Below are 15,589 nucleotides of genomic sequence, written 5' to 3'. Positions count from 1 at the left end.
TTTAGATGTTTTATGCTAAAAAGAAGATTACATTTTATGAAAAACCAGGGTGCGCAGGAAATAAAAAGCAGAAAGATGTTTTAAAAGCAAACGGAGTTGATTTTGAAGTAAAATCAATGCTTTCTCAAAAATGGGATACCCAAACACTTAACTCTTTTTTCTATGGTTTAGAAAAAGAGCAGATAATTAATCAGTTTGCACCACAAATAAAAAGTGGAGAGTTAAATATAGCTAATTACACAAAAGATGAGTTAATTAAGCTTATGATTAAAGAGCCTCTTTTAATAAAAAGACCTTTAATTGAAGTTGATGATATTAGAATTTGTGGTTTTGATATTTCTAAATTGAATCTTGCATTAAATCTTGAAATTGATACTAATAAAGAGATTGGTACTTGCCAAAGTAGTGATTCATGCACAACTGTTTAGTTGAGATTTGTAAAGAGTTTGAAAAGCTAAAAGGATTTTTAACAAATCCAACAAAAGAGCAAGAAGAACTTGTTAATAAACTTTTTTACTCTTTTATGGAGTGTTTTCCAACTCTTAAAGAGGAAAAACTAGAATATCCTAGTGAGTTTGTTGAAGATGTAAGGCTTTTTAATGATGGTCATGAGTTAGTTAATAAAAAATTTGAAGATATACAAATTCGTTATCTAATGCTAAGTGATTTCTACGATTTTGTAAGGGTAACTAAAAAATATAAAAAAATTTGATAAATTTTTACCTTAATTATTAGGGAATAGTTTTTGCATAACAATAGGAAATATTAAATAGAAGGAAAGAATATGGCAACTCCTATTGAGTTTATCAGAGAGAACGAACTAGCATGGCAACCATCTTTTAGTGGTGATTTAAGTGGTGGAACTTATGGATACAGAGGAGCTTTAATTATTGAAGCTGGGAAACAAATATCAGCAGATAGAAAATTACCTCCAAAAATTCAAGCAAAACAAGTAATTATGATTACTGAAGGTGAAACAATTAAATTTTTTGCTTGCGAATTAGATAGTTTCAATGATTTAGCACCAATGGTTGAAAAATACAAAGCTTTCTTCACTGATGGTTTATATCTACTATATGTAACAGATTTAGAAAAATCTGGTACTTTTGAGTATGAAGGAATTAAATTTACTGCTTTCCCTCTAGATGAAAGTTCAGTATGGAATGAACTTTTAGATTTGGCTGATTTGGATAAAAGTGATATGAAAGCTCTAAAAGAGCAAGAAGAAAAAATTGAAACTTTGTATGATGAGTTATCAAGTGCAGATGTTGAAGAAGTATCAAAAACTTATGAAGAGATGTTAACTTTTGTAGGAGAGAGTTCTAAACAACTTATGGGAGCAGTTTAAGACTGCTTCACCTGCAATTCAAACTTTTTTCTCTATAATTGCGTATGCAAAAAGAGTTAATAACAGAGTTTGGATATCAAGAAATAGTAAAAGAGTTTAACAAACTTTTAAAAGAGAAACCATATTGGGTAAAAGAGAAAGAGCTTGCAGCCCAGCTTGGTGATAGAAGTGAAAATGCTGAATATATCTCTGCAAAAGAGATGATACGAAATATAGATAAAAGATTACGATATTTAGATAAAATCATAAACAGTTCAACTGTTGTTGATACTACAAAAATTCCCCACAAAAAAGTAAATTTTGGTTCTCAAGTTACCCTTTTAGATTTAGATAGTAATGAAAAAAAAGAGTATGTGATAGTAGGTACTTATGAAACAAATCCAAATGAAAATAGAATCTCAAACAAATCTCCCTTTGGAAAGGCTCTTTTAGGGAAAGAGTTAAATGAGGAGTTTGAGTTTGAGATAAATAATCAACACTTTGAGTATGAGATTATTGATATAAAAATGTATGAGTTTAAGTAGTTTATAGATTTTTTAAAAAAGTGGCTTTACTTAAAAGACTTAACTTTTCATTTATCTCAAAAAATTTTCCTTTAATATTTTTGAAACCAAAACTTTCTAATCTTTCAGTATGTTTTTTTAGATATCTTTTGGCATCTTCCATATTATCAAAAACATATATTCCACCTGCTTCATTTGTCTCTTTATTCTCTGTCCATAGTTTAAAAATAAGTCCTTTTTCAGTTGCTATATCTTTTGCTAAGTCGTTCATTGCTTCTGTCATCTCTTTATTAAATGGTCCATTATATGGAAAATCTAGTTGTAAAAGGAATTTCATGTTATACTCCAAAAAGTTTTTGCAATATTAACAAAAACAGTAAAATTTGTCAACTAGGTTTACAATGTCAATATGTTTTTTATCTCTAGAAACAAGCAAAGTTTTTAATGACTTGATATTAAAGAAGTTGCAAGAAGAGGGCTTTGATAATCTATCTGCCTCTTTGATAACAATTTTCCCATTTATTGCAGAGTATAAAAATATCTCAATAAGTTCATTAGCTCAAAAACTAGGTTATTCAAGACAAGCAATGCATAAAAATCTAAAGAAATTAGAATCTTCATCTTATATAATTTTAAAACAGTTAGAAAACAAAAAAGAAAAAATTGTTGTATTTACAAAAAGAGGGAACAACCTAATGCTTGTAGCAAATAGTTTTATACAAAGTATTCAAGAAGAGTTATATTCACAAATTGGAACAAAAGATATAAATAATTTTATAAGAACTCAGCAAAGAATTTTTGAAATTTTAAATACAAAGGTTTAAGAGTAGTGACATTAGATGATTTAAAAGAGATAATAGAAAAAAATTTTGAAAAAAGAACTAGAGAGTTTAAAAGAGTTTTTCATGGGCGTGGGAACTTCTATGAGGATTTTTCATATTTAACTGTTGATTGTATAGATGAAATACTCTTTGTTTGTTTTTATGAGAAGAAGGAACTTCAAGAACAAATAGAAAAACTCTTAGAAGAACTTGCCCTAACTTATGCTTTTAAAACCTTTGTCGTTCAAGAAAGATATTTAGAAAAAGCACCTTGTAAAGTTATCTTTGGAGCGTTGAAAAAAGAAGAGATAGTAGTTGAAAATGGTTTAAAGTATTCAATAAATTTTGATAATAGAAATATTGGAATTTTCCCTGATATGAAGAGAGGAAGAGAGTATATAAAAGAGATATCAAAAGATAAAACTGTTTTAAACCTTTTCTCTTATACTTGTGCTTTTTCTGTAGTTGCATTAAGTGGTGGGGCAAAAAAAGTAGTAAATGTTGATATGGCAAAAAATGCTTTAAGTATAGGAAGAGAAAATCATCATTTAAACAGTCTTGATACAAAAAAAGTAAAATTTATGCCCTATAATATTCTAAAATCTTGGAGTAGAATAAAAAAAGAGGCTCCTTATGATATCATCATAATAGATCCGCCATCTTTTCAAAAAGGAAGTTTTGCTGCGACAAAAGATTATGAAAAGATAATAAAAAGATTGGATGAATTAGCTTCAAAGCAGTGTTTAATTTTATCTTGTCTAAACGCTCCTGAATTAGATGCAGATTTTATAAAAGAACTTTTTAAACAAAATGCTTCAAGTTTTAAATTTATAAAAAGATTAGATAATCTTGATGAGTTTGTTTCAAAGGATGAAAATAGGGCTCTTAAAAATATGATTTTTGAAAGGAAGTTGAGTGATTGATTCTAAAATTTGTCCTTTCTGCAAAAAAACAAATGGTTGCCAAGCAGATATTCCAAATAATGATTGTTGGTGTAATCATATAAAAGTTCCTCTTGAATTAAGAGAATTAATTACAGAAGAATTTAGAATGAAAGCTTGTATTTGTAGGGAATGTATTGAACTATTCATAAAAGATAGAAACTGTTTTATTGACAAATATATAATCAATAAAATCATTAATTAACAATTTTTATGCAATTTATATATAACTAACTTTAAAAAAACATCTGCTAAAATCTTAGTTTAAAATTTTAATTATTAGGATTAAGTATGAATTTAAAAAGTATTGTTTCAAGATATGCCCGTGGTAATTTGGTTTTACAAATTATTGTAGGTATTGTATTGGGAATCATAGTCTCTATGCTTTCAAAAGATTTAGCAGCTTCAGTCTCTATATTAGGAGACTTGTTTGTGAAAGCATTAAAAGCTATTGCACCTATTTTAGTTTTTGTTTTAGTTACTTCAGCTATTGCAACAAAAGAACCAGGAGTCGAAACAAAAATAAAACCTATTATTGTTTTATATGCAATAGGAACTTTTCTTTCTGCAATGCTTGCAGTAATTGTAAGTTTTATGTTTCCTACGACTCTTGTTTTTTTAGAATCAGGAAGTGATGCTTTAAATCCACCAAGCAGTATTATTGAAGTTTTAAAAACTGTACTATTTAATGTTGTTGATAATCCTGTGAATGCTCTTTTAACTGGGAATTTTATTGGTGTATTAGCTTGGGCTATTGCACTTGGTTTTGCTATGCATAATACCTCTTCAGAGACAAAAAAGATTCTTTTTGAACTTTCATCTGCTGTTACAAAAATAGTTGAGTTTATTATAAAACTTGCACCTTTTGGTATCTTTGGATTAGTTGCAGAAACTTTTGCAAAAACAGGTTTTGAAACACTTCTTACTTACTCTAAACTTATAGTTGTATTGGTTGCAACAATGCTTTTTGTTGCTTTTGTTTTAAACCCATTAATTGTTTTTTTTAAAACAAAGAAAAATCCATACCCTTTAGTAATTACTTGTATTAAAGATAGTGGTATTACAGCATTTTTTACAAGAAGTAGTGCAGCAAATATCCCTGTTAATTTAAATCTTTGTAAAAAATTAGGGCTTCATGAGGATACTTACTCTATTTCAATCCCTTTGGGAGCAACTACTAATATGGCAGGGGCTGCTATTACTATTACTATATTAACTCTTGCAACAGTTAATACTCTTGGAATAAATGTTGATTTAGGAACAGCTTTTCTTTTATGTATTATCTCAAGTTTGGCTGCTTGTGGTACTTCTGGGGTTGCTGGTGGATCTATTCTTTTAATACCTTTGGCTTGTTCTTTATTTGGAATCTCAAATGATATAGCTATGCAAGTTGTTGCAACTGGATTTATTATTGGAGTTATTCAAGACTCTATGGAGACAGCTTTAAACTCTTCTACTGATGTTGTTTTTACAGCAGCATGCCATGATGAAAATATGAACTAAGATTTTTCTTAGTTCATATCAAACATAATAAAAATTTATCTATATATTAAAAAAAATTGTTAAAATCTCAACTAATTTTTTATTAGGGAAAATAATGGTTGAGAAAAATCGTTGGCTTATGGCACTTGCGGCAGTTGGTGTGCATATCTGCATAGGTTCTGTTTATGCTTGGAGTGTTTATGTAAAGCCTATTCAAGAGAGTTTACATTGGAGTTTGACTGATGTTACTATCTCTTTTAGTATAGCAATACTTTTTTTGGGACTCTCTGCTGCTCTTATGGGAAAATTTGTTGAAAAAAATGGTCCTAGAGTTTCTGCAATTATAGCTGCATCATTTTTTGGTTTGGGAACCATGGGTTCTGGACTTGCAATTTTGATGGAGTCAAAACTTCTTTTATACTTTTTTTATGGAGTTTTAGGTGGCTGTGGACTGGGAATAGGATATATCTCACCTGTTTCTACTTTGGTTAAATGGTTTCCTGATAAAAGAGGAATGGCTACTGGTTTGGCTATTATGGGATTTGGTTTTGCTTCGGCTATTTGGGGTCCTACAATTAAAATTCTAATAGAGGCAGTTGGAATTGCAAATACTTTTTTTATTTTGGGTGCCACTTATTTTGTAATAATGTTTTTATCTGCCTTATATTTACAAAAACCTGAGGCAGATTTTATGCCAAAAAGATTTAAAAAGAAGCTACAAGAGGGTAAAAAAACTCTTAAAAAAGATTTGGCAAACTTAACACTAAAAGAGGCATTAAAGACTCCAAGATTTTATGGTCTTTGGCTTATGCTTTTTATAAATGTGACTTGTGGAATAGCAATTATTGGTGTTGCTTCCCCTTTATTGCAAGAGGTTGTAGGAATTTCAGCAATTGCAGCAGCTGCTGCCGTTGGATTAATGGGAATATTTAATGGAGCAGGAAGGATTCTTTGGGCTTCAATTTCAGATATTATAACAAGACCCGTTGTTTATATTATCTTTTTTGCTACTCAAGTAGTTGCTTTTTATATGTTACCTTCAATTACACAAATAGTTGTTTTTCAATTTGTTTTATACTTTATTATGACTTGTTATGGGGGAGGTTTTGCTTCAATTCCAGCTTATATTGGTGATATTTTTGGTACAAAAGAACTTGGAGCAATTCATGGTTATATTTTAACTGCTTGGGCAGCAGCAGGACTTGTTGGACCACTTATTATCTCAATTGTAAAAGATATGACAGGAAGTTATGCCCAAACTCTTTATGTTTTTGCGGCATTTTTTATAATTGCATTAGTGGTGTCAGTTTTAATGCTTATTGATGTGAAAAAATTAAAAAGAGAGTTAAAATAGACTCTCTTTTTATTTAACTTCCCAAAAATATTTTTTATCATCTTTTACCTTTGAGAAAAAAAGATCTCCACTATTTCTCCAAGCATCTAAAATAATACTATCTTTAAAATCTATATCGTATCTGGTTATTATAAGACTGTTGTGTTCAAAATATTCATTTTCATTTGCTACAACTTTTAATATGTCAAAGGTTTTATAGCGTTTAGTTTTAAGATAAAAAAGCAAATCATTTGCATAGTGATAACATAAGCCTCTTTTTTTTATATTTATATTTATTAAAAAATTGTTAAATAATGCTGGCGTTACTGCATCATATTTTAAAGCCAAGTAGTCAGAATAAGTTACACTATTTTGTGCAACACTATAGGCTTCATTTTTATCTATTTTATCTGAGATAGAGAGAATCAAAGTGTATAGTTCATCTGTTTTTGTTTTAAATTTATCTTGTTTTTCCAAAAAATTTTCATTTTTAACACTACATCCTAAAAAGAGAAAAACTGTAATAATCAAAAGTATTATATGTTTCATTTTAGATATTTATTTCCTTTATTTCACATTATATTTTTATTTGATTAAATTATACTTTACAAAACAGAATACTTTAGGTATAATCAGCAAATTTAGGGAGTTAATAAAGTTTTATAAGTTGCAACAGTTAAAAATCACAGACCAGATAAAAAGTTTAGATATATCAAAAATAGAGAAAAATCTCTTTTCATACAAATACTCATCAAAAAATATAAAACCACTTTTAAAATCAGAGAATTTAGATATTTCAATGGAGAATATGGCTACATATAATAGCTTTAAAGGTGAAGTTTATGAAAATATAATTTATGAGTTACTTCTTGATTATGCAAATGAAAATGATCTTATTAAAAAATTTGTTTTAAAAGGTCCCCATCAAAATAGAGTTGATAAGTTTTATAAAACAGGACTTATGATAGATAGAAGTTTACAAATTGTTTATAAATCAAATTATAAAGATATTAGTGAATTTGATGCTCTCTTTTTTACAGATGATGCTTTGTATTTTGTTGAGATGAGTACTTCTAAAAAGACAGTTAGTTTAAATAAAAGATTAGATAAAAAATATGCTCTTTTAAAATTGCTTTTCCCAAATATTCACATTAGAGCTTTAATTGTATTAACAGAAGGTACAGTTGGTTTAAGAAGGTTTCCTAACTTTTGTACAATTTGGATTACAAAAGATATAGAGAATGATGATCTTCTAAAAAGAATTGCCTATAACAAAGACAAAGCAGCTTTAAGTACTAAATATGATAATAAAAAATTTATTGAGGCATATACAATTGAGCATGAAAAGTTTGTCTATTTTCAAACATTAGATTGGATATTAAAGAAAAGTAGAACTAAAAATCCATATTTTATAAATTTTAATTTCTTTAAATCAAAAAGAATGAGTCTATATTTTGATATCTATACAAAACTTTATATAGGATTTATGAATCCTGAGGAGTTTTTATATATAGTTCCTTCATATAGTGATGAAATAGAGAATATTTTTGTAACAATTGAGAAAATCAATACAAAAGAGTTTGATATTGTTTTTTATGTTAAAAATAGTAATGGAAAATTAAAAAGAGTAAGAGTTACAACAAAAGAGACTTCAATAAGAGATAAAGAGTTAGACGGTTTTACAAATGCAGAGGTTAGATTTATGAAATATCTAATTGAAGATAAGTATTTCTTACAAAAGAGTCAAATAGCTGCTTTAAAAGAGAATCTACAAAAAAACTTTTCTAAATAGTTTTAGAAAAGAAGCTTCTCTTGCATTTTGTCATAACCATATACATCATTTCTAAACTGTAATTCCCCTTCTTCATCTATCCAAGAGGTTAAATAGACAATGTGAACAGGTATTTTTTTATCTAATTCAAACTCGACTCTATCTCTATTTTTTAAAATTTCATCTGCTTCTTCATAACTAATTTTTGAATTTTGTGAAAGGATAGTTTTTAGTAAATCTTTAGGATTAGATAATCTTATACAACCATGTGAAAGTGCTCTATTACTATTTTCAAAAAGATTTTTAAATGGAGTATCATGCAAATAGACTGAATATTGATTTGGAAATAGAAATTTCATTTTTCCAAGAGGATTTTTGTCTCCAGGAATTTGAATAAATCTCATTGGAGCACTCTCTTCATTCCCTATAAGATTATTATTTAAAAAAATATTCCAATCAAACTCTTTTGTATCATACTCAATTGAATCATGATCCCAATTTTCGTGAATTTTTATATCTTCCTCTTCTAAATAGTTTGGATTTTTTATCAAATTTGGAATAATTTCATCTTTTACTATCCCTTGGGGAATTCTCCAATAAGGATTTAAAACAATTTGCGACATTCTGTGGCTAAAAATTGGAGTAGGGTGTTTTGAACCACCTACTATTATTGGCATATCAAGGATCTTTTCTTTATTTGAGTACATTTTCATTGTAAAATCAGGAATATTTACAAGAATATATTTATCTCCAAGATTTCTAGGAAGCCATCTCATTCTTTCCAGATTTATTCTCATTTTTTTAATTTTTTCTTCTATTGGCATATTTAAGGCATTTAAAGTGTTTTTACCAATAATTCCATCTGGAATAAGACCATGGTTTTTTTGAAATTTTTTAATTGCTTCAAGGAGTTCTTTGTCATACAACTCATTAGAATTTTTTATTGGTAATAAAGTATTATTGTTTATATTAATAGAAGAGGTACTCTTGTCAATGTTTATTGTCTCAATATCTTTATCTTTTTGTGTTATAAGATTGTTTTGTTTTAATCTCTCTCTTATTACCCCAATTTCTGGATAGTATTCTCCCAATTTAAGAGCTTTGTGAAAATTTGGTATTTTTATATAACCACCACTTTTAGCCATTTGTTCATAGTTATGTATTGCTTCTGATAGTAATTTTGCATTTAAAAAAGTATAATTTACTTCATCAAGAGCAATATGAATATTGTTATAGTCATATGCTTTGTATAACAGAAGTCTAATATCTTTTTTAGTCTTATATCTTTGCCAGTTTGCATTGATATTTTCCTTCTCTTTTAGTTCATCAAGTTCTTTTTGAAAAAGACTCCAATTTACACTTCCTTTTGAAAGAAGAGTCATATATTTATGATAAACAGAGACCAAAAGAAAATCAAAATTTATGATATTTTCAACTGTTGGATTGTTTTTTAAAAGTTCTGTTCTTATATCAACTTGATCTAGGGGAAGAAGTTTAGAAAGATTTAATTTTAAAGCTTCATCATTTTTTATTTCATTAATCAACCCAACTGCTAAATTATTTATTCGACGATATTGGGTAAAAAATGGTTTAAATTTATGTTTTTTATAATATTTATATAATAAGCGACTATTGATATCTAAGTTTTGTTTCTGTTTTAATGCCTCTTCAATTGCAGAAACTAAATGCAAGTTGCTATATTCTACTTCATTAAATTGATCACTTTTTAAATAAGAAGCAAATAGATTAAATGAAAAAAATAAAATAAATAAAATTCCATAAATTTTATTCATACTTGCAAAATCCTTAGTTATTTTGGTCTATGTATAAATATTATAATGAAAATAATCTAAAAGTTCTCATTCTATGTTGGTTGCCTTTTTGTTACATGGTATTTGATTTAATCAAATTTTAAGAAATGTAAAATTATAATTAAGAAAATATCTATGAAAGGAGTTAATTATGGAATCTTTAGAGTTAAATAACAATATTGCTAACTATAAAGCGTATGATTCAAATGTTGAACAAGAGTTAACAAAAAATCAGAATCAGCCTAAAGATAGTGCTATAGATGATTCAAGTTACAAAAGTAAAATCCATAATTCTGCTGTTAATGTCTCTATCTCTATGGAGAGTTTAAAGGTATATCTAAATATTAAAAGTTCTGAATTTACTTATGAGAATTCAAATACACAAAAGGCTTTAATAAATATTATAGATAATGAAAATATTTATGATTTCCTTTCAGGTAAAGAGATAAATAATGGATTTAGTTTAGCAGATATCGGATATACAGGTAAAGCAATTACAGACTTAACTGCTGATGAAGCTAAAGAGTTAGTTTCAGATGAAGGATTTTTTGGGGTTACTGAGACTTCAAATAGAGTAAGTTCTTTTGTTATTGGCCTTGCAGGTGATGATGTTAAAGCTTTAGAAGAAGTTAGAGCTGGAGTTGTAAAAGGTTTTGAAGAGGCTGAAAAACTATGGGGTGGAGAGCTTCCTGAAATATCTTATAAAACACAAGAGAGAACACTTTCACTTATTGATGAAAAAATTGCATCGCTTACAAAAACAGATTTAGAAAAAGAGGTTGAAAATAAAACTGAATAATTTTATATTTTAATCTCTTTTCACACCACATAATCTAAATACCACATATAATTTCATAAATATTTTTTTGTTTTAAAATCCAAATTTTCTTTCTTAAACAATGATGCATTTAAGATCACTTTATCTTATATTAAGTATAATTTATACATAATAGTTGTAAAAATATTACATTTCATATGTAAATAAAATTATAGGAGTTTAAAAATTTATTATAAAAAAAATAAAAAACTTGTTGTTAAAAATGTATTTAAAGTTTTTGGAGAAGAACCTAAAAAAGCTTTAAAAATGCTACAAAATGGAAAATCAAAAGAGGAAATTTTTAAGAAAACTGGTATGACTATAGGTGTTCAAGATGCTAGTTTTGAAATATACGAAGGTGAAATCTTTGTAATAATGGGGCTTTCAGGCTCTGGAAAATCTACTTTAGTTAGATTACTTAATAGGCTTATTGAGCCAACTTCTGGAAAAATATATATTGATGAAACTGATGTTACAAATCTTAATGATAAAGATTTAATAGAGATAAGAAGAAAGAAAATTTCAATGGTTTTTCAATCTTTTGCACTTATGCCACATATGAATATTTTGGATAATGTTTCATTTGGTTTGGAGTTAAGTGGAGTTGATAAAAAAAGTAGATATGAGGCTGCTCTTGATGCTTTAAAGCAAGTAGGACTTGAAAATTATGGATTATCATATCCAGATGAGCTAAGTGGAGGTATGCAACAACGTGTAGGACTTGCAAGAGCTTTAGCTAATAATCCAGATATTATGCTTATGGATGAGGCTTTTTCCGCTTTGGATCCTCTTATTAGAACAGAGATGCAAGATGAACTTCTGCAACTTCAAAATAGTGCCCAAAGAACTATTGTATTTATTTCACATGATTTAGATGAAGCAATTAGAATAGGGGATAGAATAGCAATAATGCAAAATGGTGAGATTTCTCAAATTGGAACTCCTGAAGAGATTATAAACAATCCTGCAAATGATTATATAAAATCATTTTTTAAAGGTGTTGATGTAACTTCAGTTTTAACAGCATCTCATATTGCAAAAAAAGTACGCTCAACAATAATAAATAAAGAGGGAACAGGGATAAAAGCTGCTTTACAATATATCTCAGATTTTGATGATGATTATGCATATTTTATTGAAAAGAGTGGTAAATATATTGGAATTCTAACCTTAGAATCATTAAAAGAGCAAAAAAGAGTAGGTGGCACAATTCATGATGCAATAATTGATGAAAGTCCTATTAATGAAAATCTTCAAATATCTGAATTTATCTCTGATATTGCAGAGCATAAATATCCTACTGCAGTAATAAATGAAGAAGGTAAATATAAAGGTACCATTTCAAAAAGTAGGCTATTAAAAGTATTTGATGAAGGAGTAGATTATGAGTAATGATCCTTGGGGAAATGCTTCTACGGCTCAAGCAGATAAACAATCATCTGTAGATTGGGTACATACAACAGCTGATAATTTAGATAGTTCGCAAAGTTTTGATATTTTACACCCTTTTGATAATGCAGTTATTCCTTTTGATGCCTGGACAAACTCAGGTATTAATTGGCTTGTTGAGAATTTTAGAGACTTTTTTATTTTAGCAAAGGCACCAATTGATTTTGTATTAAAGTCAATTGAAGGCTTTTTGCAATATCTTTCACCTTATGTGGTTATTGCTTTTTTTGTTCTTCTAGCTCTTCAATTCTCCACAAAAAAGATGGCTTTTGGTACTTTTTTATCTTTTTTATTAATTGGTTTTATTGGTGCGTGGGAAGAGTCAATGGTTACTTTGGCTTTAGTTATAACCGCTGTTCTATTCTCAGTTATTATTGGATTACCACTTGGAATATGGAGTGCAAGAAGTAATAGGGTTGATAGTATCCTAAGACCAATATTAGATGCAATGCAAACAACTCCAGCTTTTGTCTATTTAATACCTATTGTAATGCTATTTGGTATTGGTAATGTTCCTGGAGTTATTGTTACTATTATTTTTGCATTGCCACCTCTTATTAGATTAACAAATTTAGGAATTAGACAAGTCCCAGAGGATTTGATTGAAGCCTCTAGGTCTTTTGGAGCAAGTTCAAGACAGATGCTTTTTAAAGTACAAATTCCAGTTGCAATGCCAACAATTATGGCAGGAATAAATCAAACCTTGATGCTTGCTTTATCAATGGTTGTTATTGCTTCAATGATTGCCGTTGGCGGTTTAGGGCAGATGGTTTTAAGAGGAATAGGAAGACTTGATATTGGACTTGCAGCTGTTGGTGGATTAGGAATTGTTTTATTGGCGGTTATTTTAGATAGATTAACACAAGCAATGGGAACAAGAGATAAAAGTCAAAAAATAAAATGGTATCAAAAGGGACCAGCAGGATTAATTTATAAACTAGTTAAAAAGGAGAAATAATGAGTAAAAAAATAATATTAGGAGCACTAGTTTCACTATTACTTTCAACAGGATTGAGCGCTGCAAAGATTACAGCTTTGAAAACAAATATAGCTGAAGAGTCTTTTCAAATGAAAATTGTAGTTGAATTACTAAAAAAGATGGGATATGATGTGGAGATGACTAATGATGTGAGTTATGATATAGCATATCAAACAATTGCAAATAATGCAACAAGTGATGATGTATATTTTATAGCTTCAAGTTGGGATCCTTTACATAATGGAAAACTAGAGGCTTTGGGTGAAGATAAATTTGCAAAATATTCAGAGTTTATTTCAGGATGTGCCCAGGGTTATTTAATAGATAAAAAAACAGCGGAAAAATATAATATTAAATATATAAATGATTTAAAAGATCCAAAAATTGCTAAAATTTTTGATACTAATAAAGATGGAAAAGCTGATTTAACAGGTTGTAATGCAGGTTGGGGATGTGAAAAAGTTATTGAGTATCAATTAGACGCTTTTGGATTAAGAGATACAATTGAACATAATCAAGGTGAATATTCAGCACTTATTGCAGATACAATTGCAAACTATAAAACAGGGAAACCAATTTTATATTATACTTGGACTCCATATTGGGTAAGTGGGAAATTAGTTCCAGGAAAAGATGTTGTATTTTTACAAGTAACTAAATCTGCTAATCCAAACCAAAGTTCTACAAAATTGCCAAATGGAGTTGATTATGGTTTTGCTGTAAATTCACAAAAAATTGTATCTAATGCCAGTGTTAAAACAAAACATAAAGATATTGCAAAATTATTTGATATTGTAAAACTTAGTGTAAATGATGTAAGTGGTGAAAATATGCTTATGACAAATGGTCAGAAAAAAGAGAAAGATATTGATAGACACGTTAAAATATGGTTAGATAATAATAAAACAAAAGTTGAATCTTGGATAAAAGAGGCAAAAGCAGTAAAATAGAGGATTTCTCCTCTATTTTTTAATTAAATGTTCATATAAAGTCTTTAATGCTGCTTCTGAAATATTTTGGGAAACTCCAATATGAAAAGATATTTTAGACGGACTTAAATCAAACATTTCAAAACTTATATTGTTGTTTTTTAATGCAGTTATGGCATCAACTATTGTAAAAGTATTCTCTTTTAATCCTATTCCAACAAGGGTTATTATTGATAGATGATAGGTAACTGTAATTGTATTTGTAAACAATCTTTTTTCAATAGCTCGTCTTAAATTATTTATATTTCCCTTTAAATCCTCTTGATCAACTAAAATTGCAATATCATCTTTATCTGTTGGATAGTGGTAAGTATTTACATTAAACTCTTCAAAAATTTTAAGTAGTTCAGCTGTAAAACCTATTTCATCAGCTAACATATTTTTTTGTATATGAATAGATGCCATATTATCTAATTTTGCTATTCCTACTAAATTCTCCATTGGAACTCTTTCGTTTAGTATCATTGTTCCTTGATGTGCAGGATTATTTGTATTTCTAATATTTATTGGTATTTTTCTTTTTTTACAATTTAGCATTGCATTAAAGTGGAAGACATTAAAACCTTTTGAGCTTAAAAGCCTTATCTCTTTAAAAGTTAATCTTGGAATTACATTTGCATTAGATATAACTCTTGGGTCCACTTCATAAACTCCATTTGTATCTGTCCAGTTTTCATACATATCTGCATCTAAAGCATAAGCAATTTCTCCACCTGATAAATCAGAGCCTCCTCTACTCATTACTGCAATTTCATTCTCTTTTGTTATTCCATAAAATCCTGGAACAATAAATATTTCATCTTTTTCAAAAGTAAAAGTATTTTGAATATTTGTATATGATTCTTCTTGGATTTTACCATCACAAAAGTTCCCATTTAGTATAAATTTAAATTCCTCAGGGAGTTTTAAAATGGTATTTAATCCGCTCTTTTTGAAAAATTCACATATAATTTTTGCATTGTAGTGTTCTCCTCTTGAGAGAAAGAAAGCTTCTCTTTTTTTGTCTTTTAAAGTAGAGTTCTCTAAATCCTCTTTTAATTCATTCAAAATCTCTTTGTTATCAATTTTTAATTCATCACATAGGGTTTTAAATTTACTTAAAATAGTATTCAAACTCTCATTTTTTTTAATAGAGTAGGGGTGTTCAGAAAAGTGTTTTCCCTCTTTTGCAAGATTTAATAAATGATCAGTTATTTTTTCATCAAATATTTCATCTCTTCCTGGTGCTGATACTACAATTACTCTTCTTTTTTTATCCTCTTTTACTATATCTAGGACCTTTTTAATTTGGGAGGAGTTCTTTACGGAACTTCCACCAAATTTACAAACTTTGATACTCATTTTT

Annotated in this window: 18 protein-coding genes; 14 read left to right on the top strand and 4 right to left on the bottom strand. The window is 28.3% G+C overall.

Features of this window, described 5'->3' with window-relative positions; all coding sequences use genetic code 11:
- Positions 1 to 5: 5 nt before the first annotated feature.
- From AEBR_RS09240 to AEBR_RS09225, 4 genes are all read left to right on the top strand, one after another.
- The gene (locus AEBR_RS09240) at positions 6 to 428 is read left to right on the top strand and encodes an ArsC/Spx/MgsR family protein (protein ID WP_129086521.1); all 423 of its coding nucleotides are present in this window, start codon (positions 6 to 8) and stop codon (positions 426 to 428) included.
- Positions 413 to 712, top strand: coding sequence for a hypothetical protein (locus tag AEBR_RS09235; RefSeq protein ID WP_129086522.1), 300 nt, complete (start codon positions 413 to 415; stop codon positions 710 to 712). The genes AEBR_RS09240 and AEBR_RS09235 overlap by 16 nt, the downstream gene beginning before the upstream one ends.
- A 72-nt stretch (positions 713 to 784) precedes the next feature.
- On the top strand, positions 785 to 1,348 hold the full coding sequence (locus AEBR_RS09230; protein ID WP_129086523.1) for a hypothetical protein: 564 nt from the start codon (positions 785 to 787) through the stop codon (positions 1,346 to 1,348).
- 44 nt (positions 1,349 to 1,392) lie between these two features.
- Positions 1,393 to 1,872 carry a GreA/GreB family elongation factor gene (locus tag AEBR_RS09225; protein ID WP_129086524.1) on the top strand — a complete coding sequence of 160 codons (480 nt, stop codon included), beginning with the start codon at positions 1,393 to 1,395 and terminating at the stop codon, positions 1,870 to 1,872.
- A gap of 1 nt (position 1,873) precedes the next feature.
- Here the strand turns inward: AEBR_RS09225 and AEBR_RS09220 are convergent, their stop codons facing one another.
- Positions 1,874 to 2,188 (bottom strand): monooxygenase, encoded by a 315-nt coding sequence (locus AEBR_RS09220; protein ID WP_129086525.1) that lies wholly within the window; start codon positions 2,186 to 2,188, stop codon positions 1,874 to 1,876.
- 64 nt (positions 2,189 to 2,252) lie between these two features.
- On the opposite strand from AEBR_RS09220, the gene AEBR_RS09215 reads away from it, so the two are divergent.
- The 5 genes from AEBR_RS09215 (at position 2,253) to AEBR_RS09195 (ending at position 6,449) form a co-directional block, all read left to right on the top strand.
- Positions 2,253 to 2,675 (top strand): MarR family winged helix-turn-helix transcriptional regulator, encoded by a 423-nt coding sequence (locus AEBR_RS09215; RefSeq protein ID WP_129086526.1) that lies wholly within the window; start codon positions 2,253 to 2,255, stop codon positions 2,673 to 2,675.
- 5 nt (positions 2,676 to 2,680) lie between these two features.
- Positions 2,681 to 3,595 carry a class I SAM-dependent methyltransferase gene (locus tag AEBR_RS09210; protein WP_129086527.1) on the top strand — a complete coding sequence of 305 codons (915 nt, stop codon included), beginning with the start codon at positions 2,681 to 2,683 and terminating at the stop codon, positions 3,593 to 3,595.
- On the top strand, positions 3,588 to 3,818 hold the full coding sequence (locus AEBR_RS09205; protein WP_129086528.1) for a cysteine-rich CWC family protein: 231 nt from the start codon (positions 3,588 to 3,590) through the stop codon (positions 3,816 to 3,818). Before AEBR_RS09210 ends, AEBR_RS09205 begins: the two co-directional genes overlap by 8 nt.
- An 86-nt stretch (positions 3,819 to 3,904) precedes the next feature.
- The gene (sstT, locus tag AEBR_RS09200; RefSeq protein WP_129086529.1) at positions 3,905 to 5,116 is read left to right on the top strand and encodes a serine/threonine transporter SstT; all 1,212 of its coding nucleotides are present in this window, start codon (positions 3,905 to 3,907) and stop codon (positions 5,114 to 5,116) included.
- Positions 5,117 to 5,210: 94 nt separating this feature from the next.
- Positions 5,211 to 6,449 carry an L-lactate MFS transporter gene (locus tag AEBR_RS09195; RefSeq protein ID WP_129086530.1) on the top strand — a complete coding sequence of 413 codons (1,239 nt, stop codon included), beginning with the start codon at positions 5,211 to 5,213 and terminating at the stop codon, positions 6,447 to 6,449.
- Positions 6,450 to 6,458: 9 nt separating this feature from the next.
- Here the strand turns inward: AEBR_RS09195 and AEBR_RS09190 are convergent, their stop codons facing one another.
- On the bottom strand, positions 6,459 to 6,977 hold the full coding sequence (locus tag AEBR_RS09190) for a hypothetical protein (RefSeq protein ID WP_129086531.1): 519 nt from the start codon (positions 6,975 to 6,977) through the stop codon (positions 6,459 to 6,461).
- 118 nt (positions 6,978 to 7,095) lie between these two features.
- Between AEBR_RS09190 and AEBR_RS09185 the strand changes: the two genes are divergently transcribed.
- Positions 7,096 to 8,220: a hypothetical protein gene (locus tag AEBR_RS09185; protein ID WP_129086532.1), complete on the top strand. Its 1,125-nt coding sequence runs from the start codon at positions 7,096 to 7,098 to the stop codon at positions 8,218 to 8,220.
- 2 nt (positions 8,221 to 8,222) lie between these two features.
- Here AEBR_RS09185 and AEBR_RS09180 read toward each other — a convergent pair whose 3' ends face one another.
- Complete coding sequence (locus AEBR_RS09180) at positions 8,223 to 9,992, bottom strand: L,D-transpeptidase family protein (RefSeq protein WP_129086533.1); 1,770 nt, start codon at positions 9,990 to 9,992, stop codon at positions 8,223 to 8,225.
- A gap of 169 nt (positions 9,993 to 10,161) precedes the next feature.
- Between AEBR_RS09180 and AEBR_RS09175 the strand changes: the two genes are divergently transcribed.
- The 4 genes from AEBR_RS09175 to proX all read left to right on the top strand — a co-directional run bounded on the left by AEBR_RS09175 (position 10,162) and on the right by proX (position 14,205).
- Positions 10,162 to 10,809, top strand: coding sequence for a hypothetical protein (locus AEBR_RS09175; RefSeq protein WP_129086534.1), 648 nt, complete (start codon positions 10,162 to 10,164; stop codon positions 10,807 to 10,809).
- A 204-nt stretch (positions 10,810 to 11,013) separates the two neighbouring features.
- Positions 11,014 to 12,219, top strand: a complete 1,206-nt coding sequence (gene proV / locus AEBR_RS09170) for a glycine betaine/L-proline ABC transporter ATP-binding protein ProV (protein ID WP_129086535.1) — start codon at positions 11,014 to 11,016, stop codon at positions 12,217 to 12,219.
- Positions 12,212 to 13,234 carry a glycine betaine/L-proline ABC transporter permease ProW gene (gene proW, locus AEBR_RS09165; RefSeq protein ID WP_129086536.1) on the top strand — a complete coding sequence of 341 codons (1,023 nt, stop codon included), beginning with the start codon at positions 12,212 to 12,214 and terminating at the stop codon, positions 13,232 to 13,234. Before proV ends, proW begins: the two co-directional genes overlap by 8 nt.
- A complete protein-coding gene (proX, locus tag AEBR_RS09160; RefSeq protein WP_129086537.1) occupies positions 13,234 to 14,205 on the top strand; it encodes a glycine betaine/L-proline ABC transporter substrate-binding protein ProX in 972 nt (323 codons plus the stop codon). The genes proW and proX overlap by 1 nt, the downstream gene beginning before the upstream one ends.
- Positions 14,206 to 14,217: 12 nt before the next feature.
- Here proX and AEBR_RS09155 read toward each other — a convergent pair whose 3' ends face one another.
- Entirely contained in the window at positions 14,218 to 15,585 is a 1,368-nt protein-coding gene (locus AEBR_RS09155) for an aspartate kinase (protein ID WP_129086538.1), read from the bottom strand.
- Positions 15,586 to 15,589: the final 4 nt, after the last annotated feature.

It is taken from the genome of Halarcobacter ebronensis (assembly GCF_013201825.1).
GTDB classification, from domain to species: Bacteria; Campylobacterota; Campylobacteria; order Campylobacterales; family Arcobacteraceae; genus Halarcobacter; species Halarcobacter ebronensis.
The sequence above is the reverse complement of the archived record's forward strand: the minus strand, read 5'-3'. Positions and strand labels throughout refer to the sequence as shown.